Below are 24881 nucleotides of genomic sequence, written 5' to 3'. Positions count from 1 at the left end.
TCTTATGATTTTCGACCGTAAAATCGCCTGGATTGCGCTAAAATGTGTTTGCGTTTTGCCGAAATCAATGTTAGAATGTTCATAGACTGGCATTGTATGTTCCGATGCCCACATTATTTTTTGCAGAGGAGGAATAGAGGGATGAAACCCTGGATTATCGTATTAATCGTATTAGCTGTCATCGCTGTCATCCTTGGTCTGCTGTATTACTTCGGTAAAAAAGCACAGACAAAACAGGCCGCACAGCAGGAACAAATGGAGGCCATGAAACAGACTGTCTCCATGTTGATCATAGATAAGAAAAAGCTTCGCATGAAAGATTCCGGACTTCCACAGATGGTCATCGACCAGACACCGAAAATGATGCGTCGTGCAAAACTGCCGATCGTCAAAGCAAAAGTCGGTCCGAGAATCATGACCCTGATCTGCGACGCTGCTATCTTCGATCAGATCCCGGTAAAAAAAGAAGTCAAGGCTACCGTAAGCGGTATCTATATCACCGGAGTTCGCGGCATCCGCGGTTCTTTAGAGCAGCCGGCAAAGAAAAACGGCTTCTGGCAGAAAATGCTCCGCAAGGCACGCGGCGAGGAAAAATAAAATTTCATCTGAAAATGCAGATACCCGAGTTGAATGATTTTCATTCTTCCCGGGTATTTTTTTATAAATTCAGTTTTCCGCCTTCCCGCGGTCTTACCTCGATATCGATTACGCAGTCCCCCACGTAGCTGTCGTTGATGTCGAGCGCGTATTCTGCCTTCAGTAAAATCTGATCCGGCGTCTCTTTCATTCTGACCTTCGTCGCCGCAACTCCCATGTTGATCATGCCATATGGCGTATGATAAAACGAAATGTTCTTTTTATCTTCCTCAAAAATCATATGGACATCAATGAGGCCGCGCTTGCGCACCTCGAGGGCGTTTTCCGTAAATTTGATCATGTTGTGCGTCATCATGTCAAAGCCTTCGGTTGCCTCGTCGTAGATCAGAAAGTGATGGCCGTTTTTCTTGTAGTACGAACCCGTCGTCATAACCTCCACCGGTTCTTGTTCGCCGGATTCCTCATCCATCAGATACTGCAGTCCGCGGATGCTGATGAGTACGTCTTTTTCCATCCTTTTCTGGTGTTCCTCTCTCTTTTCTGTATGTCGTTTTTAATAGTTTTCAATCTGTACCTGTTTCGTATCGCTGATCTGCTCCGGCAGAACGGAATGTGCGAAGGCATTGAACCGCTCCACGCCGTCGCTTGCGAAGAACTGGTATTTCTGACGGCCCAGCTCATCGTTTCCCGGATTCTCCAGATCCAGCTCCCGCAGCAGTCTGCGCAGTGCCTGTGAGGTTTCGTATGCCGGGTTGACGAGTGTTACTTTTTCTCCGACTACTTTCCGCAGCAGAGAACGCAGCAGCGGATAGTGGGTGCATCCCATAATCAGCGTGTCGATGTCTTTATCCAGAATCTCTGCCAGATAGCGGCGCGCCACTTCCTCGGTGATCGGATCTTTTGTCCAGCCCTCTTCCACGAGCGGCACAAACAGCGGACACGGTTTTCCGTAAACGGTGATCGCCGGATCTGCCTCGGTAATGAGCTGCTGGTAGAGGCCGCTCTGAATAGTGCTCTCGGTTGCGATGACGCCGACGCGCTTGTTCTGCGTCGTCTCGACGGCCATCTGTGCACCCGGTTTTACCACGCCGATGATCGGGAGATCAATCTCTTTTTCGATCGTATCGAGTGCCAGCGCACTTGCGGTGTTGCAGGCGATGACGATTGCCTTGACCTGCTGGGTTTCCAGAAAGTGTACGATCTGACGGGAATAACGGATGACGGTGTTCTTCGATTTGGAACCGTACGGCACACGCGCAGTATCTCCAAAATATACGATTCGTTCGTCGGGCAGGTTTCGCATAATCTCACGCACTACGGTCAGTCCGCCAACACCGGAATCAAAGACGCCGATCGGCGCCTGTCTGTCTGCTTTCATACTTTCCTCCATTTTTCATCCGGCATTACTTTTTTGTCATGCCGAATGGGGTTCATTTCTATATTTAATATATCTGAATTTTTACATTTCTTTTTTCATTTCACGACCCTGGTTAAAATAGGTCGCTGATACATTATTTTAACCCGAATGGAGGAATATTGCAATCATTTCTCTTGAAAGTCTTTCGAAAAATCCGCTTAACGCCAGAAAAACCGGAACGAAATCCGGTCACTTTTCAGGATTTCGCGGTAGGCGGCGTCACTCAACAGATTCTGCAGCGGAATCCGGCTTTTTTCGACTTTTTCTGCACTTTCGCCGTCCTCGTTTACGGGGCGCAGGGCATCCGAAAAGCATATGGACGGATACAGCATGCACCACCAGTTATGCCCTTTGGCTCTGCCGATGTTGATCTGAAGAGCGTCGTACGTTCCGGCGGGGAGAATATAATTGCCCGTTTCTTTTTCCTCAAAACTGGCTTTTCCGTACGTTACGGTGATATCGTCAGTACTGCCTCCTGCGCGCAGCGTCTGAAGGGCGGCGGCACGGATGGAGGGCTCGTTTTCACGCAGGATTTCTTCGGTTTCTGCTTTTGTTTCGGCTCCGTGCAGGATCGTCTGCAGTTCTTCGGCAACGGCATCGCGTACCTGAAGCTTGATCTGCTGGTCGGAGGCGCAGTCGCTGTTGGCTCTTACGTGAAAGCGCACGATCTTTGCAGCGACTTCCTGCTGCAGACGGGACTCGCGGAGAAGATTGGCGGTTCCGGAAAGGATCAGCGCCGCAATGCAGACGGGGAGCCAGCGGCGGCAGAAAATTTGAAATGCCGCCTGGAATTGACTTCTATGCTGGTTCCCAAATGTATTTCGGGGCTGCGCCTGCCTGTCCCTGGATTTCTTCTGTGTCTGATTTTGATTCCGTTTCCGGCTCTGTACTTTTTTCTCATTCATATGCTGCCTCCTGTTTTTTCCAGTTTTGCCGGATTTCAAAACTTTTATACACAGACACTCACTACCCGCTCCGATATTCCATACACTTTAAACCTTTTACGGCGCTTTCGGAATCCACGGAATGCTCCTTTCGTTTTCCAACGCATAGCACAAGTCCGCCAGTGTCACCGCCTCTTTTCTTTTCACCCGGTTGTCATAAATTCCGCACAGGTACTCACCGACGGACTCCACCTGTTTTCCGTTCTGCTCCATGATATCTTCTGGTTTTTCTGCGTGAAACAGATAGGCACTGTGTCCAAGCGCACGGTCCTGTTCCAGGTACTTCAACAGTTCTTCCATCCGTCCCCGGTCACTGAGCAGTGCATCGGAAAATACAATCGCCTGGACGTGTCCGGTGTCGAGATCATATTCCTCTGTGCTGTCATATTGCTGCGCAATCTCCTCAAACGTCTCCGCTTCAAAGAACAGCGATGCGGGGTCCTCGTCGGTTCCCTCCTCCTGCTCATCCTTTCCCTGGCCGGTCACCACCGCAAGATTCGCAGGCGCATACCAGACGCGCCATTTACCGCCAGCCGTCTCCTTTTCTCCGCCGCTCTCACTGACCGCCGTCCCGGTTTCTTCCCCAGTTTCACTGTTTTCCGGCGCAGTCGCCTCTTCCGACATATAATCAAAGGCAACCGCCAGTGGATACAGCCGCTTTTCCGGCTCTACTGCCCCGCAGGATGACAGGAAAATCATACTGCCCAGCGCCAGACACACAAGCCGCAGTTTTTTCATATGCTTCTGGCAGAAGCCGAGCAGCACCGTGATGGCAAGGAAAAACGGAAAGTAACCGTATCGGACCGACCAGCCGCTTTCCGCGCATGACAGCAGCCATATAAAAAGCACTGTACCGATCTGTACATAGAGATTCTGCGGTTTCCACAGTCCCGTCTTCTCTCCGATCAGCGATACGTAAAACAGCAGACTTCCCAGTGTGAACAGCAGTCCCATCAAAAGAAATGCCATCCACAGAATATCAAACCGCTCCAGAAATCCACCTGGCAGGCTCGTTCCTGCCATTAACAGTAAGAGCGGGTCCTGCGCCGCAGCCGTGCCGCGCCGGCCGAAAACGCCGAGCAGCGCCATGCTTCCTGCAATTACAAGAAGCCCCGTTTTCCAGATACTCTGCGTCACCGGAAGAATGACACTCCTGTGCTCTTTCTGCACATGCCCCAGTAAAAACGGCAGCAGCGCAATCGGTGTTCCATTTTCCAGTGTTCTCCACACATTCCACCCAAAAAGTATTCCGTTATCCACAATTTCAACAGACTTTGCTGTCTTCCAGGCATCCTCAAACGAGGAAAAATGCATCTGCGGAACCGTCAGCAGAAGCAGAATCAAAATCCCGCCCACAATCCACGGATAGAGTGCTTCCGCCAGCCGTCCTCTTTTCTGTACTTCACTGCCGACACCAAACCCGGCCGCCGCGAGCAGAAACAGTCCGCAGAGCTCCTGCGGTACACCCGCTGTCAGATACGCGGCGGCAAGCTCTGCCATTCTGCGAAGCAGTGTTCCGCCGAGGAAAAGCAGATAACACAGATACATCACTGCCAGAAGGAGTTTCCCAGCCTTTCCCATCACGCTTTCCAGGCGGCAGTAAAGCCCGCCAAGGCGCACGAGATAAATGCACCACACCGCCAGCAGCCCATATCCAACGAAAATCCCTGCCATACCGGGCAGGCCGTCCGATGCGCTGTACGCCGCGAGCTGCCAGAACGCCGGGCAGAGCAGAACGAGCACGATCTGGCGTTCCATCTGGCGCTGTGAAATTCTGTCATTTTCCGAAAACATGCGTCACTCTCCCCTTTCCTGTTTTTCTTCCGGCTCCGCAGCTTTTCTGTTTTTCCGCAGCCGCACTCTCTGATTGCGCTTTGTAAAGACCGGCCGCTCCCGCATCTGATGCAGCGGCGGCCGCCATACGGAATCCTTCGGCGCATGGTAGCCCGCAAGTCCTTTCCCGACGAACGGCATCAGATAGGGAATGCCAAAACTCGTAAGCCCGGCAAGATGACCCGCGAGAAGAAACGTGCCGAGCACCATGCCGAAAATGCCGAGCCATCCGCCGAGCAAAATGAAGCCGAACTTCAGCAGCCGGAACGGCGCACCAAACTCTTCGTTCGGAATCGCCAGCGAACAGAGCGCCGAAACCGCAACCACAACGACGGTCATCGGGCTCACCAGATTGGCGGAAACCGCTGCATCTCCGATGATCAGCCCGCCCACAATTCCGATCGTCCCGCCAAGCGGCCCCGGCATGCGCACACCGGCCTCGCGGATCAGTTCAAAAGCAAATTCCATCAGAAGAATTTCCAGAATGCCGGGGAACGGAACGCCTTTCCGCGCTTCGGCGAACGCCAGCAGGAGTTTGGTCGGAAGCACCTGCGTGTGAAAGCCCGTGACAGCCAGGTATCCGCCCGAAATCCACAGGGCGAGAAAGACCGCCGCATACCGCAGCAGCCGCTCAAATGAGACGATCAGAAAATGATGATACCGGTCCTCACTGACCTTTAAAAAGCTGTCAAATGATGCCGGGAAGAGAATCCCGACCGGGGAATTATCACATAAAAGCAGGATTCTTCCGTCCAGAATCTCCATCGCCGCGCGGTCCGGCCGTTCGGTCGTCTCGAATCGCGGGAACGGCGATTTCCACTGCGGTTCGCAGAGCTGCTCGACCATGCCGCTGTCAAAAACGCCGTCCACCTCCCAGCCGGCAATCTGCTGTTTTACCTCTTCCAGAAATTTCGGATAAATCAACTCTTTCTCATACACCAGAGCCAGAACCGTATCAGAACGCGCACCAAAATGTATCTCCTCCACTTTCAGATCGGTGGTCCGCAGACGCTTGCGGACGAGTGCCGTGTTGGTTTTGACAGAGTCGGAAAAACCTTCATTAGAGCCGCGCAGCACTTTTTCGGACTCCGCTTTTTGCACTCCTAAATTGGGATAACCCTTCGATCCGATCTTGACTGCACGGTCATAATGATCCACAAAAAGAATTGCATTTCCCGCAAGCATGGAAGCGAACGCAGCTTCCATGGTATCAAATTCCAGTGCATCCGAAATTCCGAGCTGATTTTCCGAGAGAGCCCCCGGGATATCTGCCTCGGGAACCTCCATCAGACGGTTCAACAGCTTCCCGATCACGGAATCCTTCAACATAACGCAGCTCACCGCCACTTCTACGTAGATCAGCAGCGCACCGGTTCCGCCCGTTTTGCCGAGTTTCATCGGGCGGATCTGAATATCATCGCAATTTTCACACCATGTACGGATCACGCTTTCATTTTCCGCCAGTGTGAGTGAAATCTGCGTCTTCTCTTTTTCCATGCCTGCGTCCCTCCTTCTCCTCCTTTTGAAAGCTTCCGAAAAACCATCTGGAGAAATATACTCTGCAAAATTTCATAAAAAAACATTCTGTCACGATTTTTTACTCTGTAACAGAATGTTCCTTTTTCGAAATTTTATACGCTTTTATTTTTCTTCTACACCCGTCATGCTCTGGTGATGTACGGTCTGCATAATACTCTCCTGCTGTCGCTCGATATGCTCGCGGATCATCTTCTGTGCGCCTGCAAGATCCCGATTTTTCATACGTTCATAGAGGGCATCGTGCTCCTCGACCAGGGAACGTCGGGATTTTACATCCTTTAAATATTCAATCCGGTAACGGTACATTTGCTCCCGCAGATTGTTCAGCAGCTGAATCAGGCGCTCGTTGTTCGTCGCCTGATAAATCACATCATGGAATGCCACATCTGCCTGTGCAAGCTTCTGCAGATCATCCGTCTCTGTTGTCTCCAGCATTTGTTCAAAGCTGCGCGATGCCTGATAAAGCTTCTGCAGTTCGCTCTCTGTAATCCGCTGACACGCCAGTTTTACCGCCAGCTCCTCGAGTCCGAGCCGCACCTCCAGCACATCGTTCAGATCTTTTTCCGTGATCTGCGCCACCTGTGCACCCTTTCGCGGCACCATGATTACAAGGCCATCCAATTCCAGCATGCGAATCGCTTCACGGATCGGCGTACGTGAAACGCCGAGCTGATTTGCCAGCCGGATCTCCATCAGCCGTTCACCCGGCTTTAACTCCCCGCGCAGAATCGCCTGGCGCAGCGTGCGGAACACGACATCGCGGAGCGGAAGGTACTGATAATCCTCCATCTGCAGGTCTAACTCATTTTTTGCCATACTTTGTACCTCCCGGTTTTGATACAGTAGTCAGGAATGTCTGTTTCGACAGTCCGCTTATTTTTAACTGATCGCGGGCAAATTCTGCCTTGTCCGGATCGTCGAAAATGCCGAATACGGTCGGGCCGCTGCCGCTCATCATCGCATTGACCGCACCGTTTTTCATCATCTGTGCCTTGATCTCATCGATCACCGGATACGCCGGACACGTCACGGATTCCAGCACATTTCCCATGCGGTCCGTGATGCCGTACAGGTCATGATTTCGGATCGCCTCTACCATGCCGTCGATATCCGGATGCTCCGTCACCTCATCAAGATGCAGGTTTCCATAGACAAATTTCGTCGAAACATTGATGCCCGGTTTTCCGATCAGCACGTAGCACATCGGTACGCCGGGAAGGGATGTCAGCTTTTCGCCGATTCCTTCTGCCAGCGCTGTACCGCGCATCACACAGTACGGAACATCCGCTCCGATCTGCACACCCCGCTCCATCAGCTGGCGTTTTGTCAGACCAAGCTGAAACATGCGGTTAATTCCTACCAGTGCTGCTGCCGCATCCGAGCTTCCGCCCGCCATGCCGGCCGCTACCGGGATAAATTTTGTCAGGTTCATATCGACTCCCTGATGGATATCAAATTCATCCATCAGAAGCTTGGCCGCTTTGTATACGAGATTTCCGTCATTACACGGAAGGAACGGCAGATTGGTTGTCAGCCTTATGCCAGGTTCTTTGCTCTCCTTTATTTCCAGCTGATCGTACATCTGGATCGTCTGCATTACCATGCGGACTTCATGGTAACCATCCTCTCTTTTTCCGGTCACATCAAGACCAAGATTTATTTTTGCAAGCGCACGCAGTTTCATCGTAGGCACCACCTTCGGTAATGTTTTTTGTATACATAGATATTAATGGATTTTTCTTCTATTTTCAAGCGTTATCTTCTGTTTTTGTACATAATTTTATACAATTCAGTTCAACAGACTTAGAAACGCAGGTGTAAGCAGTGGCTGCGTGAAACGAACAAGAACAAAATAAGAGTTTACGAACCTGTCGAAACTTGCTATAATTTTCACCAGAAGATTGCGAGAGTGCAAAGCACGTAGCAATCTGGTATCAGACCATGTCTGAAAAAACCTTTTCGTAAGCTGCGAATCCCAGATTACGGAAAGGTTTCTCAAACAAACTCTGATTTTTACGCAGGAGAAGGAAGTAATTTTTTATGAGTTCACAAAGATCTTATTCATTTTCCCGCCAGGTTCTGATCAATGGAATCCGCGATGGTATTCCGATCGGGCTTGGCTATTTTGCGGTCTCGTTTTCGCTCGGCATTGCAGCGCGTAAGGCAGGTCTTAGTCCTTTTCAGGGCTTTCTCGCCAGTCTTTTCAACAATGCTTCCGCCGGAGAATACGCTGCCTTTACACTGATTGCCGCCAACGCAGGCTATCTGCAGGTCGCTATCATTACGCTCATCGCCAATGCGCGGTATCTTCTGATGAGCTGTGCGCTTGCCCAGCGCTTTTCGCCGGACACGCCGTTTTTCCACCGTTTTCTCATTGGTTACGATGTAACGGATGAACTGTTTGGCATCACAATCGCGCGCCCGGGCTGGCTGAATCCATATTATACATACGGTGCCATTCTCGTCGCTGCTCCCGCGTGGTCGATCGGCACGGCTCTTGGCATTATTGCCGGAAATCTGCTGCCGCTGCGCGCTGTCAGTGCCTTAAGCGTGGCGCTGTACGGCATGTTCCTTGCAATCATCATTCCCCCGGCGAGAAAGAGCCGTGTGGTAGCGGGTCTTGTTGCCGTCAGCTTTTTCTTAAGCTTTATCTGCAGCTATCTCCCGGGCATCTCCACTCTCTCCGACGGAACCAGAACGATTCTGCTCACCGTTCTGATTTCCTGCGCCGGAGCTATCCTGTTCCCGGTAAAGACAGAGGAGGAAAATGCTGATGTACAATAATTATATCTATATCGCCGTCATGGCTCTGGTTTCCTACACAATCCGGATTCTGCCGCTGACGCTGATTCGGAAGCCGATTAAAAATCAGTTTATTCAGTCGTTTCTGTACTACGTTCCATACGTGACGCTGTCAGTCATGACCTTCCCGGCGATTGTCCATGCAACACAGAGCCCTGTTTCCGGCGCACTCGCGCTTGTCGTCGGCATCGCAGCCGCATGGTTTGGTGCAAGCCTGTTTCAGGTTTCGGTGGCATGCTGTGCCGTGGTGTTTGTGATTGAATTGTTTTTGTAATAGAAATGAGCCGCCCTGTGGGAACAATCCTTTTCCCCGGGGCGGCCCGTTTTGTATGTATTACTTTTCTGTTTCTGTTTTTCTGAAATGATAAACGCTGACCGAAGCCGCCGGCAGTGCAATCTGGAAGGAGTCTTTTTCCCGTGCAGGTGCTTTTCCTTCTTTGCAGCGGACTCGGTTCGGATGTTTCGCATCGTTGTAGTTCTGCGGATCTTGGGAGTACAGTGTTTTGGCCTCAACAAATTCCGGATACTGTTTGAATTTCAATTCGATTTTCTTTGATTCGCTGTAGCTTGTATTTACGAGGTTGACGTAGATATCATCATTTTTGATCGAAGCAAAGATGCAGACCTCAGGATCTTTGTTCTTTTCCTCAAAGCCAAGCGTATACGCACCCTGATGCACCTGATACATATCGAACACATCGTAGTTTGGTGTCAGAATACAATGCTCACCATCCGTCAGGAACAGGGAATTCAGGACATTGACAGACTGTGCCACACATGCCATGCGCACATCCCCGGTATTGCGGTGGAAGATGTCGAGCGTCAGTGCGGTTGTAACGGCATCGCGCATCGTACACTGCTGATACAGCGCCGGGCGTGCATTAAACGCACTGCTGTGCCAGTTGCCCCACTCACCGACAATCAGTTCACATTTTCTCGGTGCCGCCTGGAACGGACCCTCCGGTTTCGGAAGTGCCTCAAGACCAGCGTCTATCAGGCGGCGCTGCTCGTGAATGACATTTTCCAGCTCTTTGCATCCATTGATCACATCATACCACTGTTTTTCATCAAACTTTTTCTCTGTCTGAAGCTGTTTCAGATTCCAGTTGTAAAAATGGAGATCATAGCCGTAAAGCGATGGCATACGGTATTTTCCCATCTCCTTAAAAAAGTCTTTCGTCCACGCAGCACGTTCTTTCGGCTTATTTCCATCCGGGCCGCTGGCGATGCATTTCATGGAAAATGCCTGATCGCCGCCTCCAAACGACGGACAGGAGGAACTGAATTTCCGGTATTCGTTCGCATACATCTGCGGCGTCATTTTTCCACCGCCGTCCCATACTTCATTTCCGATACCCCAGTATTCAATCTCGAACGGTTTTTCATGGCCGTTTGTTTTTCGTTCCTGCGAAAGTGCCGTCGGCTCTTTGCGGTTACAGTACTCCATCCACTCTCGCATCTCGGATGGAGAGCCGGTCATCATATTGATATTAAACCATGGCTTCGCGCCGATCATCTCGCAAAATTCCATCATCTCGTGTGTACCGAACTGATTGGGATCCGTCTCGAAAGTACCGAAGTTTTCATTGTATGTAACCGGCCGCTGCTCCCGCGGGCCAATACCATTCCGCCAGTGATACACATCCGCAAAGCATCCGCCCGGCCAGCGGATCACCGGCGGGTGCAGCTTCTGAAATGCATCCACAAGGTCTTTTCGGATTCCATGATAATTCGGAATTTCCGAATCCTCTCCAACCCAGATTCCATCATAAATACAGGAGCCAAGAAACTCGATAAAGTGTCCCTGCAGTTCCGGGTAAATATATTTTTCTCCAGCTAATTTTCGAAACGTAATCTTCTGCATAAAAATCCTCCAAATGAAAGGGTGGTGTGTATTTTTGCTACTTTTCAGTATAGGACACTTTAAAGGAAAATACAATTTATTCTGAAAAGATCTCCGTAAAACTAGGATTTTCTGGTTTTACGGAGATCACAAATTTTTATGCTCTTTTTTTGCCTGCTCCCCTCGGCGGATTTACCCGTCGAAATTTTAGCGCCCGTTCTGGAGTCGTTTCCGGACAATCTTCATCAAATACAATAGGTTTTTCTTTTGCTGCTTTTAGTTCCCTTAATTCTTCTTCTGAAAAAGCGAGTTCTTTTATCAGGCTTTCTGTCATTTCTTTAGTATTTACCATAATAAAGCCCCCTTTCAAAATTGGTTGCATATCTTGCAGAGATTAATCTTGTCACATCTATTTCTGCCCCATTTTCATTTTTCCGTATTCTTTCCGTATACACTACAAACAAAACATCATCACTTTTTATATTTCCGATCATAATCTCTGTATTACGCTCTATTTGCGCTGTCCCTGCAGATAAATCACCTATGATATCATATCGATCTTCAACATTACTATTTTCCTCATCATAATATTCTATTCGATCATAATCAAAAAATACACGGGCAGCACTTTTAAATGAAATTCCATGTTTTTCTATATTAATTTTATTCTTTTTCTCATCATATTCGAAAATCATTCCACCAAGTGAAAATGTTACAGTTTTGCTATTCTCCAATGATTACCTCCGATTTCAGTATTTTACTGTTTTTATCGTATCATCTTTTCTTTTCTGCGTCAATGCATGATGTTAATTCACAAATTGCAATTCTCTACTTGACATCTGATATTATCAGTGATATATCAATAGTATAATCAGAAAGAAATGCAAGATTTACCAGTTGATAACGCATAAAAAACTATACAGGAGAATTTTCATGGATCAGAAATTATATGACAGTTATGTAAAGATTTTAAAAAACGAGCTTGTTCCGGCGCTTGGCTGTACAGAGCCGATTGCCATTGCATATGCGGCAGCAAAAGCACGCGAAGTACTCGGACAGATGCCGGAATCGATCGAGCTTTGCTGCAGTGGAAACATCATCAAAAACGTAAAGGGTGTTAAAGTTCCAAATTCCAACGGTCTGAAGGGCATTGATGTTGCGGCAACGCTTGGCGTCGTCGGAGGCTGTGCCGAACGTGAACTTGAAGTACTTGAAGATGTGACCGAGGCAGATATTGAAAAGACAAAAGAACTGGTACAGCAGGAATTCTGTACCTGTACTTTAAAAGAAGGCGTAGAGAATCTCTACATTGTTGCAAAAGTCATTGCCGGAGAGCACAGCGCGGAGGTAACGATTGTAAACCGTCATACCCTGATTTCACGCATCGTAAAAGATGGTGAGATACTTTATCAGATTGCGGCTCATGAGGATTCCCCTGAATACGTTGATAAAAGTGTGCTGAACGTCAAGGATATTCTTGAATTTGCCGATACTGTGAAGATCGAAGACATCAAAGAAATTCTTGACCGTCAGATCACCATGAACTCTGCCATTTCCGATGAAGGTCTCCGTCATCCATACGGTGCACAGGTTGGCCGCACGCTGCTGAATGAATACGGCAATGACGTAAAAATCCGCGCCCGCGCCCGTGCAGCGGCAGGCTCCGATGCGCGTATGAGCGGCTGCTCTCTTCCGGTCGTCATCAATTCCGGCAGCGGAAACCAGGGCATGACCGTTTCCCTTCCTGTCATTGAGTTTGCAAAAGAATGGAACGTTTCCCAGGAAAAACTGTACCGCGCACTCGTTGTCAGCAACCTGATTGCGGTTCATCAGAAAAAATATATTGGAAGTCTTTCCGCTTACTGCGGCGCCGTCAGCGCAGGCTGTGGAGCCGGTGCCGCCATTACCTATCTTTCTGGCGGAACTTATGAAGATGTCAGTCTGACGATCGTCAACACCATTGGAAACGTCGGCGGTATTGTCTGCGACGGCGCAAAATCCTCCTGTGCGGCGAAAATTGCATCCGCTGTTGACGCTGCTATTCTCGCCCACTACATGGGCCAGCATCACAGAAGTTTCCAGCCGGGCGAAGGTATCGTGCGGGAAGATGTCGAGGATACGATCAAGAGTATGGGATACATCGGAAGAGTCGGCATGAAAGATACCGATACGGAAATCCTGAATATTATGATCGACCGTGTGGATATTGACGAAGTGTGTAAATAACGAAAGTATTACGATAGACAGCCATCTGGACAAACTTGCACAGATGGCTGTTTTTATATTGCTCTTTCTGTCCATACAAAAACCCGCTGCGACGCCCTCTGTCGAACAAAATTTCCGATAAATTGTGACACACATCTTGTGGAAAGCTTTTTTCAAACAGGCTCTGATTTTGATTAGCAGTCCCTGTCACATCCCATAATTCAATTTCAGTTTCGCAAAAAAGTCTCTCAACGTCAGCTCCGCATTCGGATCATGGTAAACGCGAATTTTGCGGTTCTTTCCGGTGAAGTGATAGCTCATGTCCTCATAGCTGATTTCCGGCGCTTCTACCATTTCATAGAGGTCGGTACGCTGTACCTCTGCCAGCAGCAACCCAACTGTCGGAGAATCGCCGAGACCCCAGATTTCGCCGTGCGGCCATTCCTGGAACTGATAGAAGGTGTTGTTAAAGTCTACCATCTGCTGATACAGATAATTTCCAATTTCTCCACATGGCTGAACATTAAGCTGCAGCTCGGCAAGAGAAACTGTTACTTTCTTGTATACGGTAGACGGAACCTGCCATACCTTCATGCCGGATTTCATCACAACGTTTGCAGCTGCGATATCCTGGCGGAGGTTGAACTCTTCTCCCCCTTCCGGATACGGTGCTCCGCCGATCCAGATGGCGGTCATGCGGTCTGCGATTTCCGGTTTCATCAGAAGTGCGGAGGCAACGTCGGTCAGTGCTCCCTGGCAGGCGATGAACAGCGGATGCGGATCATCTTTCATGGCTTCTTCGGCGATCAGCTTTGCGCCATCCGACACGGCCGGAGTCTGCTCGTCCTTCATCGGAAATTCCGATCCTTTGCAGACCGGGCATACGCCCTGCCGATCCATCAGATCCAGCACTTTATTGACCTCGTCCATGCTCGCCTGTGCCGTGTGGCCATCGCCATAATCGCGGGAGAACATGTTGAAGTGACACGGAACGATGCCTTTCAGAATAAACATCGGTGTCATCAGGTGATGTGCCAGTGCGAACTGGTCGTCCGCCTCATTTTTGCAGTCTGTGCTGACAATCATACGCACGCGTTTGTTGTCCGGCACGGAAAATGTGTAATTCATTTTTTTCATAGTAAATCCTTTCTGCTGTAAAAGCCAAAAACATACAAAGCAATCCGCCCGAAGACCGCACAGCTTTACGGTTTCCGGGCGGATTTGCCTTAGATCTAATTATACCTAATGTTGATCTTTCGTTAGTTTGCTTCTTTTGCTGCTGCAATCGTATCAAGGTTAGACTGCGGAGTTTCTGTAGCTCCTCCGTTTTTATCCAGCCATTTATCCAGCTGCTCCTGTTTTGCATCCATAACAGTCTGCAGTCCGGCTGCATACAGCGCATCATTCAGTTTCTGGAGTGTTTCTTCTACACCAGCAACTCCGACAGAGCCTGTCTCAAGTGCTGGACGATACGTATTCAGTGCATTCTGCAGAGCTGTGATCTGTGTAGAGTATTCAGAAGAATCCCACATAAATCCGTATGCCGGTGAATACTGTGCCCAGTCGTTATGGTGCTGCAGTTTATCCCAGTAATTTGCATCCTTGGAACCATCATTCCATACGTATGTGTTAAACTGATTGCCCATAAACCATCCTGTATTCTGATGATATTTAAAGTTAGAAGCATCTTCACCATCTACATAATAAGCAGTACCATCATCCAAAACTTTATAGTTTACATCCTGAATACCATTCTGCCACAGATTCATAACCTCCGGATCTGTATACAGCGCGGAGATAAACTTAAAGGCCATTTCCGGATCCGCACTGTTGGTTGCGATACCAGTATCATAAAAACTTACGTTTGTAGTTGAATATCCACCTTCTACATCCTGTCCAAAATACATTGCATAGCAGTCTGTTCCTGTAGATGCCTTTGCCTCAACAAGATAGCCCGGTTTAATTGCTGACATATAAGAGAACGTATTTCCGGCTTTCATCATAACTGCAGATCCCTGTGTATCCGTCAACGCATCCGGATAAATGTATCCTGCATCAAACCATTCCGCCAGCTGGGTTACTGCTTCTTTGTAAGTATCGGTTTCAAACTCATTCACTACGGTTGTGGAGTCATGATCAGCCTCCCAGTCCAGAACACCGAACTGATCCGCTAACTCGTCGAAAAATGCAAGACGTCTCATCGGGCTTGCACTTCCCTGCAGATACAGAGGTGTCATTTCCGGATGTGCTTCTTTTACTTTCTTGAAAATTTCAGTTGCAACCGACCAGTCATACACTTTTCCGGTGTATTCATCCTGATTCAGCTCCAAACCATATTCTTCTGCGATACCAAGCTCATCACAGATATCTGCTCTCATAGTCAGACCACCAAGTTCAACCGATTCCTTCTGTGCCGGGAAGCCGAACAGAATACCATTCATGGAACCTACCGTTGCATTTGCCTCACCAAGTACATCCTTAATGGCCTGTCCTTCCGGAGTATCCATATATTGATTCATGTCGACAATACCATTCATTGCAATCCAACTGGAAGCATTGCTGTAATAAATTGGCATAACATCCAGCTCATCACCACCGGAAATCATCAGCTGAATCGTCTGCTGATATTCTGCATACTGCAGTGGAAGAAATTCCACTTCAATATGGTATTTCGGAATCATATATTCATTCAATGCATCCTGTACTGCAGTACGTGCTGCGTCATCCTGCTCGTAGAACTCGACGAAGGCAAATACGAGATGATAAGGATTTTCTTCCGTATACTCACCAAGCTCTGTTTTTGTTACGGAAGCATCTGCCTCGCCAGATGCCGATGCTGTTGATGTTGTTCCAGAAGAGCTCTTGGATGAGCCGGAAGTGTCTCCACTGTTTCCGCAGCCGACAAGCAGGCCGCCCACCATTGTCGCTGCCAGAAAAGCAGCAAGCATTTTTCTTTTCATATAAAAATTCCTCCTTAAAATAAGTTTATCACGAAGCAGCCCTTTTCGCTGCTAATGATTCATTCCATCTGTATCAGCCTTTGACTGCACCAAGAGCGATACCTTTTGCATAATATTTCTGGAAAGATGGGAAAATCAGCATAATTGGCAGAATTGCTACAAATGCGATTGCCATCTGGATTCCCGTTGCCGGAATGGTCGATGCAGCTGCTGTCACATTCGAGTTGGAGCTCTGTGTCAGGAACTGAATATTCTGTACCATCTGGTTCAGAAGGTTCTGTACGTTGTACAGACCTGTATTCTTAACGATATAGTACAGACCATTGGTCCAGTCATTCCAGTAAGCAAGGCCTGCAAAGGTGCCCATTGTTACCAAGATCGGTTTTCCAAGCGGAAGTACGATTTTCCAGAAGATGGTAAACTGGCTTGCACCGTCAATCTCTGCCGCCTCGTATAATCCATCCGGAATGCTTGTGGTAAAATAAGTTCGAATCATCATAACATTCCATGCAGAAAGCAGGAAGTTTGGAAGCAGCTGTGCAAAAATCGTATCTTTGATATGGAAGGTACCTGTCCACATAATGTAAGATGGAACGATACCGCCGTTGAACAGCATGGTAAAGAACACGAAGAACATCATCACATTTCTGCCCGGAAGATTTTTTACTGACAAAGGATAGGCCATCAGAGCAGACAGAAGGACATTCAACAGAGTTCCGACTACCGTGACACCAATACTTACTCCATAGGCCTTCAAAATCTGACCTCCGGATTTGATGATGTAGGAATAGGACGCGAGGGAGAACTTCTTCGGAAAGAAGGAGTATCCATTCGCTACCAGTGTGTTTTCATCTGTAATAGAAGACATAAATAACAGAATAAACGGTAAGATAATGGCAAGCGTCCAGATAATCATGACAGCGTTTGCTAAAATCTGATATTTGGAAAATGGTTTTTCTTTCATACGTGATCTCCTTAGAACATTGCGTTTTCTTTGCTGACTTTACGTACGATTCCGTTTGCGGTAAGGACAATGATAAATCCGATGATGGACTGATAGAAGCCGGCTGCTGCAGACATTCCGACATTTCCGGATTTCATCAGGCCGCGGTATACGTAGGTATCAATAACATTGGTTGCCGAGTACAGAAGTCCTGAATCACGTGGTACCTGATAGAACAGACCGAAATCGGAATAGAAGATACGGCCGACACTCATCAATGTCAGGGTGATTACGGTTGGTTTCAGGAATGGAAGCGTAATGTTTTTGATCTGCTGCCATTTGGTTGCGCCATCCAGAGAAGCTGCCTCATACAGAGACGGATCAATGCCATTGATGGTAGATATGTAGATCAGACATCCATATCCTACACCCTTCCAGGTATTTACAAAAATCAGAATGAACGGCCAGTATTTCGGTTCTGCATACCAGTTCACAGCATCTTTTCCAAGTGCACTTAAAATCGAATTGTTTACAATACCTGTACTCTGACTTAAAAATGCATATACAATGTAGCCAAGAATAACAGCCGACATCAGATATGGAAACAAGATTGCACTCTGATAAATTTTCTTTAATTTTTTATTAAACGTATCGCAGATAAAGATTGCAAAAATAATTCCGACTACCGTGTTCAGAACAATAAACGCCAGATTGTAAAGTAACGTATTTCTTGTAATAGTCCATGCATCCGATGATGCAAACAGAAATTCAAAGTTCGCCAGTCCGCAGAACGGGCTCTTCCAGATTCCCAAACGGGCATTGTACTTCTTAAATGCTACGATAATGCCTGCCATCGGAATATAATTGTTAATGAGCAGATAGATCGCGCCTGGAAGGAACATCAGATACAGCGGAAGGTATCGTTTGAATTTTGCTGCTTTGCTGTGGCTGCTCCCGGATGATGCATGGGATTTTTTTAAAGATGCCATGTTTTTCCTCCTCGTTTCCTCTTTGTTTTCTCGTTTTTTTGTCGTTGCAAGTATGTTCGAACAAAATTGCTTTGACTATCAACTGTTGTTATTATATAATTTTAATAAACTTTTTAGCAATTCACATTGCTTAGGTTTTATTGCACTTTTCTTAGAATCTATGTGCAAATTATATATAATTACGGAGGCATCCTTCTTGAATTCATCAAAACATCGTACTTTTTCACTAAACTTCAATTTTTTTGACCACACTATGCACAAACACAAAATATATTCCCTAAAGAAAAAAGCATTTTGGTATTGGATGCGTATTTTAATAATGTTCAGTATTTTATTGCTGTTTTTAATTTTTTATATTTCCAAACAGCTTCAGCATGAAACCTACCAGGGAATTCATCAGACAATGGATCTTTATGTCCAGCAGTTAAATAAGAGTATGGAAACTGCTGAAAACTGTCTCTGGGAATTCGCTAATAACAATACTGATGTTGTCGATACGATCACTTCCAAAAACAACCCAAACGCAGTGATTTCCCAGATTAAAGCCTCCAGGCTTTTGGATAATACTTTAAGTTACATGACAGACATTGACGGTATGTTTGTTTATGGAAAAGCAAACGACCATTTTGTCTGCCGCTATAAAAATGGGGGCTCCAATGACTGTAGTTCCTACATGAAAAAGCTTTTACGTCAGTCGGGAGAGGACGCCTCCGCTCTCAACTTCAAGAGTTGGTATTATATAGAGCTGGAACGCCATACCTATCTGATCCGAATTATCAATGATCTCCATGGCTATCTTGGTGCCTGGATCCGTCTGGATGAACTGAATACTCCATTTGATGATTCAAATACCATTTTTCTGTTTGCTGATGAAAATGGTATTCCATACGACAACGAAAGCTGGTCCGATTTTAAACTGTCTACCGACTTTTCTACCCAGAAACCTCATCGGATCCGCGGAAAGGACGGTATACAATATTTACAGGTCGCTGAAAAGCTTCCTTCTTCTACCTGCTCCTTAAATGCACTCATCCCCTCCGAAGAAGTCAACACTCCTATTTACAATATGCTCAAGCTTCTGCTCGGGGGTGCTCTGCTGATTTTCGTGGTTTCTCTTTTATGGACCGTTTCCTATGAACACCTGATTTCAAAGCCTCTTGATCTGATCCGGAAAATGGCATCACAGGTCAAAGAGGAACAACAGGTGCCGCACCCGGATCTTTCCAATGAGCGGTGTGAGGAGGTTCTGGAAATCGGTGAAACACTGAATAAGCTGATGAATCGAATTGAGAAGTTAAAAATCAATGTTTATGAGGATAAATTAAATCTGAAGGCACTGGAGATTCAGTATCTGAAATCCCAGGTAGCGCCGCACTCTCTGATCAACTGTCTCTCCGCAATCGCATCAATGCCATTCACGGAAGAAGGAAGGCGGCTCACAAATGAATTCGTCCGCACACTTTCGAATCATTTGCGGTACACCCTGCAGGATAAGACAGCCGTTCCTTTGAAAGAAGAACTGAAATACGTAGAAAATTTTCTGGAGATGACAGAACTGCGGTTTCCAGGCTGTCTGAACTGGGAAATCCATGTGGATGAGAAATGCAGGAATGCTTCTGTTTTTCCGATCATTCTGCTGATGTTTACAGAAAATACCATCAAGCACAACATGATCATGGGCGAAGAGCTCCGTGTCCGTATCACCGGCAGCCTTGTGGAGCGCAATGGTGAAAAATATGTGGTTCTCACTCATCTCGACTCCGGCAGTGGTTATTTTGAAGAGGATCTGGAATACCTGAACCGGCCAGTTTCCCAGCAGGTTCATGACTTTGATGGAAAAAAAATCGGAACCTACAATCTGCTCAAACGGCTTTATCTTGTTTATGGAGAAAAAGCCCATGCGCATTTTTCCAACGAACCCGGATGGGGTGCAAGATCAGAGGTTACGATTCCATACATTCCATACCGGGAGGATGGCAATCCGCCGGAAAACAAAATTGAAACATCGGAACCTCTTTTTTCACATGCTTCCGACACACCTCAGGTCCCCGGCAAAAGAAACGAGAGCTAAAGCTTGTTTGAAAAAGGCTTTCGGCTTGCTTTTTGTAACGATTCAAATCCATGCGAAACGGAAGAAAGGAACAGGGCTTTTACAATGAACATTTTAGTAGTGGATGATGAATATTATATTGTGAAAAACATTATCGAAACGACAGACTGGTCGGCGCTCGGGATTGAGCAGGCGTTTCCTGCCTACAGTGCCAGCCAGGCAAAACGAATTTTTGAGGGTTCCCAGGATATTGATATTCTTTTGACTGACATCGAAATGCCGCGCGAAACCGGTCTGCAGTTAGTGGAATGGCTGCATGAGAACAATTTTCATCCCATCGTACTCGTTCTGACCGGCCATCAGCGATTTGATTATGCGCAGGAAGCGCTGAATTTACATATTTTCTCCTACCTGTTAAAACCAATCGACCCGGATCAGTTTATGGAAAAGCTGGCGGCGGCTGTGCAGGAGGTGAAAAAAAATGCATGGTATGAGAAAGAGCGGCTGAATATGGAAGAGCACCTCTCCACCGATGCCTCGGACCCGATCAGCGTCATCAAGGACTATATCCGTTCGCATCTTTCCGATCCTGAACTGGGCCGCACCTCCATCGCCGAGAAAATCCACATGAACCCGGACTACCTGTCCCACATTTTCAGTACGAAAACAGGAGCGTCGCTCAGTAGCTACATCATGGACGAACGTATGACAACCGCAAAACGTCTGCTTGCCACCACCAGCTTCTCCCCTCAGCAAATCTGTGACCAGATCGGAATCGCAAACGTTTCCTACTTTTACCGGCAGTTCAAGAAAAGCAGTGGAGTGACACCGCAGCAGTATCGGGAGAAGCATTTTCATGGATAATCACGAGCCCTGGAGCGTGCCTGGAAAAGGTCTCCAGCGCACAAAAAAACAGAGTGTATTGGAATTCTTCGTTTCCATACACTCTGTCTCATTTCTTACCCACAAAAATCCGCCAGATCCTCTTTCAGATAGTTCTGCGTCTTCTCCAGATCTTTCTCCCGGATACTCTGCATAATATCGTTATGATGCGCAATGTCCAGTGCCGGGTTTACGTTGGACCAGGTCTGCCAGTAAAACTGGGCGTAAGCGCGTTTTAAGACGTTCATGGTGCGTTCAAGCTCCTGATATGCGTAAGCGTTGCCGGAGAAGGAAATCAGCTTCAGATGGAATGCTGTATTTGCCTCCCAGTGATCCCATACGCTGTCGGTGCTCTGTTTGCATCTCTCATCAATCTCGGCAAGCTCCGCCAGATTTTCTTCGGTGATATGTCCGATCGACTGACGAAGATATCCGCCCTCGAGAACAAGGCGGAAATCCAGAATATTCTGTGCCTCTTCGCGGGACACGCTGACAACCTGGTAGCCGAAGCGCGGGAAGCTGCGGAGGATTCCCTCATTGCAGAGCGTCACAAGGGCTTCACGGATCGGTGTCTTGCTGCAGCCGAATTTCTGTACCAGCTCCTGCTCGTTGATAATTTGATTGGGTTTATATTCATCGGTAAAAATGCCGTTCAAAATGGCCTGATATACCATATTTTTAAGGCTTTCCTGTTGTTTTTTCATAAGGGGAAACTCCTTATCTTTTATTTTCTTCACTTTTGCGCATCCTGATTTTTTTCTTCTCCAAATGCGCCCTATTTTTTATCTTAACAAATTTTTTTTTGCTTGTAAATGCCGTGCTCCCAGATTTTTACCGGTAAAAAAAAGGAAAATGATGTTTTCACCATTTTCCCTCTTCTGTTCCCTCATTGGACGTTATCGCTTATTCTGTCTGCCGTCAGATTACATACTCATTCGACTTCTGCATCTGCCATTCTACCAGATCTGCCAGCGTAATATTGTCCACCACACTGTTGATGGCATCGTTCAGTTTTTTCCAGAGCATCACCGTAACGCACTGATCTTCCCTGCCGCAGTCGGCGCCGTCTTCTACACAGTCCACCGGCGCAAGGCTGCCCTCGGTCAGACGCAGGATCATTCCCACGGTATATTCTTCCGGCTTTCGTTTCAGGGAATAACCGCCCGCCGGGCCGCGCACACTTTTTACGAAACCAGCTTTATTCAAAATCGAGATGATCTGTTCCAGATATTTTTCCGAAATCTCCTGCCGCTTTGCCACATCTTTCAAACGCACCGGTTCGCCGGTATTGTTGAGTGCCAGATCCAGCATCAGACGAAGCGCATACCGTCCTCTTGTCGAAACTTTCATTTTATTTCCTCCGAATATATGTCATGATAAAAATACTTTCTTTTATTTTATCCCATATTCTCTACATATTCAATAGGAAATATAACACAAAACCAAAGCATGTCCGAAAAATGCAATGACTTTTTATCCGCTTTCCATGCTTACTTATCATCTCAAATCCTGCGCAATCTCTTCTCCCATCTTCTCTACCGCATCCACAATCTCCCGGATCTGCTCTCCGGTAATTCCATCGATATGCACGCCACCGGTGCAGACGGTCACGGTACGGCAGGCACAACAGATTTTTTCCGCCAGCATCCGGCACAGTACCTCATCTTTATGTCCGGTGCGGTTCCACACCGAGGAAGTCGCACTCCAGCTCCCGTCTCCGGTCAGCGATTCCCGTGGTACGGCCTGCACCACACAGCCGATATGCGGCTTTTCTCCTCCGGCGAGACAGATCTGAAAGTCCTCACCAATCTTCATTACCGTCACTTCCATCATGCATCCTGCGGCTGTTGCCTTTTTCGTCAGCATCCCTTCCATCTCCGATACTCCTTCACTTCCACGCCGAACGGCGACAGCAGCTTCGCCGCCAGATGCGTCACCATATCGTCAATCGACTCCGGTTTCTGATAAAACGTCATCATTGGCGGAACAATCCACACATTTGACATGCGTGACAGCTCGTACAGATTCCGCAGATGAATCTCACTCATCGGTGTCTCCCGCGCTGCCAGCACGAGCGGACGTTTTTCTTTGATGGTCACATCCGCCGCGCGCAGCAGCAGATTGTCGGTGTATCCGCTTACAATACCGGCCGCCGTTTTCATGCTGCACGGCACAATCACCATGCCTTCTGTCCGGTACGACCCGCTCGCCGGGCCTGCACCGATGTTGTCCTGCTCGAGCACTTCATCTGCCAGCGCTTCCACCTGCGAAACACTCCAGTCTGTCTCCTGTTCCAGCGTCAGCTTTGCACTGCGGCTCATCACCAGAAGGGAACGGTATTCCTCACTATCCCGCAGAATTTCAAGGCACTTCATCAGCAGCGGCATTCCACTCGCCCCGGAAGCGCCAACTACAATCCGTTTTTCCACAGCCATCCGTCTCGTTCCTTCCTTTTATCCACAGATTCCATCGATCCATGCGAATAACTCGTCGAGGTCGTAGTCGCCTGCATGCGGCGTATTCCATGGGGAATGGTAATCAACCTCACAGCCCGCCTCGCGCAGTTTTGCCGTCAGCATCGCCGAGATCACCAGAGAGGTGTCGCGGTCGCACTCGCCGTGGCGGATGCGGAAATGCTGTGCTTTTTCTGCTTTTTCGTCCATAATGTATTCCATTGGATTCATCATTTTCACAACTTCTGCTTCCGCACACGCGCCCTGTGCTTTCGTGTGTGCTGTGCTGTATTCCGTGAAGTGACGGCAGTTTGTCGTCTCGTTTCCAAACAGATCATTCTCCGGGCTTTCCAGATCCAGCGCATCAAAAGCAGGTGCCGTTTTCATCCGGGTGATGTCTTTGACATAAGCGGTAAAATCCATGCCCTGCACTTTGCCGTTCTCGACGATCAGCCATGGTTTATCTGATAAATCCACACCCTGGTCAGATGCTCTCTGCGCAGATTCCATCACAACGCGTTTTACATATTCCTTCAGGGATCCTTCTCCATCTGCATCAAGTGTCAGTGGATCTCCGTTTTCATCCTTCAATCCAAGGCTGTTTACATATGCCGGAAACATTGCTTTTTCCTCTGCTGAAACAAGGATCTGTTCTTTCGTCATCTCGCCATCCACTGGTGTGAAAACCGGGCGGCCGCCCTCATCCATTTTCATGTTGGCACGGTGAAAATCATTTACTCCGCAAAATTCCCATTCATACGCCATGTCTGCGTGTTCAAGGTTTGTGATCGGGCAGTAGCAGGAAGCCGCAAACACGTTATCTCCGGCATCCGCCGCGCCAAGTGCCTGCAGATACGGCTCATAGTCCGGGTGATTTCCCGTGCTTCCCATCAGGGATGACAGCGCACCTCCGGCACTTGTTCCATTGATGATAATTTTGCTCGCATCGCCAGGCAGCTCATCCGCGAAGAAGTGGAGATATCGCACGGCCGCTTTATAATCAACTACGCAGGATGGTGCTTTTCCGTTGTACCGGCCATCTGCCCCCTTCTGCACTCTGCCGCGGATTGCCGGGGATGCCACAACATAGCCGTGCTGCAGTGCACGAAAAATCGTGTTGGGTCTGCCCTGTAAAAATGGATTCTTTCCAGGCTCATCCGCCGGACCCGGCATGTAGCCGCCGACCGTATTCGGCATGAAAACCGGCGCGCTCCTTAAATCATAGCCATGCAGGGATGCTCCCTCATAATAGCATTCCGGCACAAAAAGATTCATCTTCTGAAACTCTTCATTAACCGGTTTTTCCACATAAATCAGGTCGCGGAACGCCCGAAACCGGATCGTCTCGCCACACAGTGTTACTTCTTCTATTGTATAATCGTTTTTCTCAAATTTCAGCATATCAGGCTACTCTCCTTTTTTGA

Annotated in this window: 26 protein-coding genes; 7 read left to right on the top strand and 19 right to left on the bottom strand. The window is 47.9% G+C overall.

Going from position 1 to position 24881, the window contains the following annotated elements:
• Window positions 1–141 precede the first annotated feature (141 nt).
• Window positions 142–597: a hypothetical protein gene (locus tag DW642_RS09550; protein WP_117510035.1), complete on the top strand. Its 456-nt coding sequence runs from the start codon at window positions 142–144 to the stop codon at window positions 595–597.
• A 61-nt stretch (window positions 598–658) separates the two neighbouring features.
• On the opposite strand, the gene DW642_RS09545 is transcribed toward DW642_RS09550, so the two are convergent.
• From DW642_RS09545 to ispE, 7 genes are all read right to left on the bottom strand, one after another.
• Window positions 659–1111 carry a DUF1934 domain-containing protein gene (locus tag DW642_RS09545; protein ID WP_022462143.1) on the bottom strand — a complete coding sequence of 151 codons (453 nt, stop codon included), beginning with the start codon at window positions 1109–1111 and terminating at the stop codon, window positions 659–661.
• A 39-nt stretch (window positions 1112–1150) separates the two neighbouring features.
• Entirely contained in the window at window positions 1151–1975 is an 825-nt protein-coding gene (gene murI / locus DW642_RS09540) for a glutamate racemase (RefSeq protein ID WP_055221779.1), read from the bottom strand.
• 197 nt (window positions 1976–2172) lie between these two features.
• The gene (gene spoIIR / locus DW642_RS09535) at window positions 2173–2919 is read right to left on the bottom strand and encodes a stage II sporulation protein R (protein WP_117510034.1); all 747 of its coding nucleotides are present in this window, start codon (window positions 2917–2919) and stop codon (window positions 2173–2175) included.
• Between the two features lie 96 nt (window positions 2920–3015).
• On the bottom strand, window positions 3016–4752 hold the full coding sequence (locus tag DW642_RS09530) for a GerAB/ArcD/ProY family transporter (RefSeq protein ID WP_117510033.1): 1737 nt from the start codon (window positions 4750–4752) through the stop codon (window positions 3016–3018).
• 3 nt (window positions 4753–4755) lie between these two features.
• The gene (locus DW642_RS09525; protein ID WP_117510032.1) at window positions 4756–6288 is read right to left on the bottom strand and encodes a spore germination protein; all 1533 of its coding nucleotides are present in this window, start codon (window positions 6286–6288) and stop codon (window positions 4756–4758) included.
• 144 nt (window positions 6289–6432) lie between these two features.
• Window positions 6433–7146, bottom strand: a complete 714-nt coding sequence (locus tag DW642_RS09520) for a GntR family transcriptional regulator (RefSeq protein ID WP_055221789.1) — start codon at window positions 7144–7146, stop codon at window positions 6433–6435.
• Window positions 7133–8014, bottom strand: coding sequence for a 4-(cytidine 5'-diphospho)-2-C-methyl-D-erythritol kinase (gene ispE / locus DW642_RS09515; protein ID WP_117510031.1), 882 nt, complete (start codon window positions 8012–8014; stop codon window positions 7133–7135). The genes DW642_RS09520 and ispE overlap by 14 nt, the downstream gene beginning before the upstream one ends.
• 356 nt (window positions 8015–8370) lie before the next feature.
• On the opposite strand from ispE, the gene DW642_RS09510 reads away from it, so the two are divergent.
• The gene (locus DW642_RS09510; RefSeq protein WP_117510030.1) at window positions 8371–9114 is read left to right on the top strand and encodes an AzlC family ABC transporter permease; all 744 of its coding nucleotides are present in this window, start codon (window positions 8371–8373) and stop codon (window positions 9112–9114) included.
• The gene (locus tag DW642_RS09505; RefSeq protein WP_330410127.1) at window positions 9104–9406 is read left to right on the top strand and encodes an AzlD domain-containing protein; all 303 of its coding nucleotides are present in this window, start codon (window positions 9104–9106) and stop codon (window positions 9404–9406) included. Before DW642_RS09510 ends, DW642_RS09505 begins: the two co-directional genes overlap by 11 nt.
• Window positions 9407–9466: 60 nt before the next feature.
• On the opposite strand, the gene DW642_RS09500 is transcribed toward DW642_RS09505, so the two are convergent.
• From DW642_RS09500 to DW642_RS09490, 3 genes are all read right to left on the bottom strand, one after another.
• A complete protein-coding gene (locus DW642_RS09500) occupies window positions 9467–10996 on the bottom strand; it encodes an alpha-N-arabinofuranosidase (protein ID WP_117510029.1) in 1530 nt (509 codons plus the stop codon).
• Window positions 10997–11132: 136 nt separating this feature from the next.
• Window positions 11133–11327, bottom strand: a complete 195-nt coding sequence (locus tag DW642_RS09495) for a hypothetical protein (protein WP_055226225.1) — start codon at window positions 11325–11327, stop codon at window positions 11133–11135.
• Window positions 11314–11709, bottom strand: a complete 396-nt coding sequence (locus DW642_RS09490; RefSeq protein ID WP_330377069.1) for a BrnT family toxin — start codon at window positions 11707–11709, stop codon at window positions 11314–11316. The genes DW642_RS09495 and DW642_RS09490 overlap by 14 nt, the downstream gene beginning before the upstream one ends.
• A gap of 199 nt (window positions 11710–11908) precedes the next feature.
• On the opposite strand from DW642_RS09490, the gene DW642_RS09485 reads away from it, so the two are divergent.
• Window positions 11909–13201, top strand: coding sequence for an L-cysteine desulfidase family protein (locus tag DW642_RS09485; RefSeq protein WP_117510028.1), 1293 nt, complete (start codon window positions 11909–11911; stop codon window positions 13199–13201).
• Between the two features lie 57 nt (window positions 13202–13258).
• A complete protein-coding gene (locus tag DW642_RS16785; RefSeq protein ID WP_368250375.1) occupies window positions 13259–13378 on the top strand; it encodes a DUF6783 domain-containing protein in 120 nt (39 codons plus the stop codon).
• A 9-nt stretch (window positions 13379–13387) separates the two neighbouring features.
• Here DW642_RS16785 and DW642_RS09480 read toward each other — a convergent pair whose 3' ends face one another.
• From DW642_RS09480 to DW642_RS09465, 4 genes are all read right to left on the bottom strand, one after another.
• Window positions 13388–14317 (bottom strand): nucleoside hydrolase, encoded by a 930-nt coding sequence (locus tag DW642_RS09480; RefSeq protein WP_070103170.1) that lies wholly within the window; start codon window positions 14315–14317, stop codon window positions 13388–13390.
• A gap of 122 nt (window positions 14318–14439) precedes the next feature.
• A complete protein-coding gene (locus DW642_RS09475) occupies window positions 14440–16140 on the bottom strand; it encodes an ABC transporter substrate-binding protein (protein WP_117510027.1) in 1701 nt (566 codons plus the stop codon).
• A gap of 73 nt (window positions 16141–16213) precedes the next feature.
• Complete coding sequence (locus DW642_RS09470; protein WP_055226220.1) at window positions 16214–17104, bottom strand: carbohydrate ABC transporter permease; 891 nt, start codon at window positions 17102–17104, stop codon at window positions 16214–16216.
• Window positions 17105–17115: 11 nt separating this feature from the next.
• The gene (locus DW642_RS09465; protein WP_055226218.1) at window positions 17116–18072 is read right to left on the bottom strand and encodes an ABC transporter permease; all 957 of its coding nucleotides are present in this window, start codon (window positions 18070–18072) and stop codon (window positions 17116–17118) included.
• A gap of 403 nt (window positions 18073–18475) precedes the next feature.
• Between DW642_RS09465 and DW642_RS09460 the strand changes: the two genes are divergently transcribed.
• A complete protein-coding gene (locus tag DW642_RS09460; protein ID WP_158555009.1) occupies window positions 18476–20143 on the top strand; it encodes a sensor histidine kinase in 1668 nt (555 codons plus the stop codon).
• Between the two features lie 84 nt (window positions 20144–20227).
• Window positions 20228–20986 (top strand): response regulator transcription factor, encoded by a 759-nt coding sequence (locus tag DW642_RS09455; protein WP_117510026.1) that lies wholly within the window; start codon window positions 20228–20230, stop codon window positions 20984–20986.
• 95 nt (window positions 20987–21081) lie between these two features.
• Here DW642_RS09455 and DW642_RS09450 read toward each other — a convergent pair whose 3' ends face one another.
• The 5 genes from DW642_RS09450 to DW642_RS09430 form a co-directional block, all read right to left on the bottom strand.
• Window positions 21082–21708: a GntR family transcriptional regulator gene (locus tag DW642_RS09450; RefSeq protein WP_055226212.1), complete on the bottom strand. Its 627-nt coding sequence runs from the start codon at window positions 21706–21708 to the stop codon at window positions 21082–21084.
• Window positions 21709–21922: 214 nt separating this feature from the next.
• Window positions 21923–22354, bottom strand: a complete 432-nt coding sequence (locus tag DW642_RS09445; protein ID WP_055226207.1) for an RrF2 family transcriptional regulator — start codon at window positions 22352–22354, stop codon at window positions 21923–21925.
• A 147-nt stretch (window positions 22355–22501) separates the two neighbouring features.
• Window positions 22502–22870, bottom strand: a complete 369-nt coding sequence (locus tag DW642_RS09440) for a prenylated flavin chaperone LpdD (protein WP_199596440.1) — start codon at window positions 22868–22870, stop codon at window positions 22502–22504.
• The gene (locus DW642_RS09435) at window positions 22864–23439 is read right to left on the bottom strand and encodes a UbiX family flavin prenyltransferase (protein ID WP_117510025.1); all 576 of its coding nucleotides are present in this window, start codon (window positions 23437–23439) and stop codon (window positions 22864–22866) included. The genes DW642_RS09440 and DW642_RS09435 overlap by 7 nt, the downstream gene beginning before the upstream one ends.
• 18 nt (window positions 23440–23457) lie before the next feature.
• Window positions 23458–24858, bottom strand: a complete 1401-nt coding sequence (locus DW642_RS09430; protein ID WP_117510024.1) for a subtype B tannase — start codon at window positions 24856–24858, stop codon at window positions 23458–23460.
• Between the last annotated feature and the right edge of the window lie 23 nt (window positions 24859–24881).

This window comes from Blautia sp. AM23-13AC, from assembly GCF_003435675.1.
Taxonomy (GTDB): Bacteria; Bacillota; Clostridia; order Lachnospirales; family Lachnospiraceae; genus Fusicatenibacter; species Fusicatenibacter saccharivorans.
Note: the sequence above shows the minus strand (reverse complement) of the source record. Positions and strands in the feature narration are given on the sequence as shown.

What these genes read in the sequence shown, in the direction of transcription:
- DW642_RS09550 (WP_117510035.1), top strand. Translation starts at nt 142, where the DNA reads ATGAAACCCTGGATTATCGTATTAATCGTATTAGCTGTCATCGCTGTC.
- DW642_RS09545 (WP_022462143.1), bottom strand. Translation starts at nt 1,111, where the DNA reads ATGGAAAAAGACGTACTCATCAGCATCCGCGGACTGCAGTATCTGATG.
- murI (WP_055221779.1), bottom strand. Translation starts at nt 1,975, where the DNA reads ATGAAAGCAGACAGACAGGCGCCGATCGGCGTCTTTGATTCCGGTGTT.
- spoIIR (WP_117510034.1), bottom strand. Translation starts at nt 2,919, where the DNA reads ATGAATGAGAAAAAAGTACAGAGCCGGAAACGGAATCAAAATCAGACA.
- DW642_RS09530 (WP_117510033.1), bottom strand. Translation starts at nt 4,752, where the DNA reads ATGTTTTCGGAAAATGACAGAATTTCACAGCGCCAGATGGAACGCCAG.
- DW642_RS09525 (WP_117510032.1), bottom strand. Translation starts at nt 6,288, where the DNA reads ATGGAAAAAGAGAAGACGCAGATTTCACTCACACTGGCGGAAAATGAA.
- DW642_RS09520 (WP_055221789.1), bottom strand. Translation starts at nt 7,146, where the DNA reads ATGGCAAAAAATGAGTTAGACCTGCAGATGGAGGATTATCAGTACCTT.
- ispE (WP_117510031.1), bottom strand. Translation starts at nt 8,014, where the DNA reads ATGAAACTGCGTGCGCTTGCAAAAATAAATCTTGGTCTTGATGTGACC.
- DW642_RS09510 (WP_117510030.1), top strand. Translation starts at nt 8,371, where the DNA reads ATGAGTTCACAAAGATCTTATTCATTTTCCCGCCAGGTTCTGATCAAT.
- DW642_RS09505 (WP_330410127.1), top strand. Translation starts at nt 9,104, where the DNA reads ATGTACAATAATTATATCTATATCGCCGTCATGGCTCTGGTTTCCTAC.
- DW642_RS09500 (WP_117510029.1), bottom strand. Translation starts at nt 10,996, where the DNA reads ATGCAGAAGATTACGTTTCGAAAATTAGCTGGAGAAAAATATATTTAC.
- DW642_RS09495 (WP_055226225.1), bottom strand. Translation starts at nt 11,327, where the DNA reads ATGGTAAATACTAAAGAAATGACAGAAAGCCTGATAAAAGAACTCGCT.
- DW642_RS09485 (WP_117510028.1), top strand. Translation starts at nt 11,909, where the DNA reads ATGGATCAGAAATTATATGACAGTTATGTAAAGATTTTAAAAAACGAG.
- DW642_RS09480 (WP_070103170.1), bottom strand. Translation starts at nt 14,317, where the DNA reads ATGAAAAAAATGAATTACACATTTTCCGTGCCGGACAACAAACGCGTG.
- DW642_RS09475 (WP_117510027.1), bottom strand. Translation starts at nt 16,140, where the DNA reads ATGAAAAGAAAAATGCTTGCTGCTTTTCTGGCAGCGACAATGGTGGGC.
- DW642_RS09470 (WP_055226220.1), bottom strand. Translation starts at nt 17,104, where the DNA reads ATGAAAGAAAAACCATTTTCCAAATATCAGATTTTAGCAAACGCTGTC.
- DW642_RS09465 (WP_055226218.1), bottom strand. Translation starts at nt 18,072, where the DNA reads ATGGCATCTTTAAAAAAATCCCATGCATCATCCGGGAGCAGCCACAGC.
- DW642_RS09460 (WP_158555009.1), top strand. Translation starts at nt 18,476, where the DNA reads ATGGATCTTTATGTCCAGCAGTTAAATAAGAGTATGGAAACTGCTGAA.
- DW642_RS09455 (WP_117510026.1), top strand. Translation starts at nt 20,228, where the DNA reads ATGAACATTTTAGTAGTGGATGATGAATATTATATTGTGAAAAACATT.
- DW642_RS09450 (WP_055226212.1), bottom strand. Translation starts at nt 21,708, where the DNA reads ATGAAAAAACAACAGGAAAGCCTTAAAAATATGGTATATCAGGCCATT.
- DW642_RS09445 (WP_055226207.1), bottom strand. Translation starts at nt 22,354, where the DNA reads ATGAAAGTTTCGACAAGAGGACGGTATGCGCTTCGTCTGATGCTGGAT.
- DW642_RS09440 (WP_199596440.1), bottom strand. Translation starts at nt 22,870, where the DNA reads ATGCTGACGAAAAAGGCAACAGCCGCAGGATGCATGATGGAAGTGACG.
- DW642_RS09435 (WP_117510025.1), bottom strand. Translation starts at nt 23,439, where the DNA reads ATGGCTGTGGAAAAACGGATTGTAGTTGGCGCTTCCGGGGCGAGTGGA.
- DW642_RS09430 (WP_117510024.1), bottom strand. Translation starts at nt 24,858, where the DNA reads ATGCTGAAATTTGAGAAAAACGATTATACAATAGAAGAAGTAACACTG.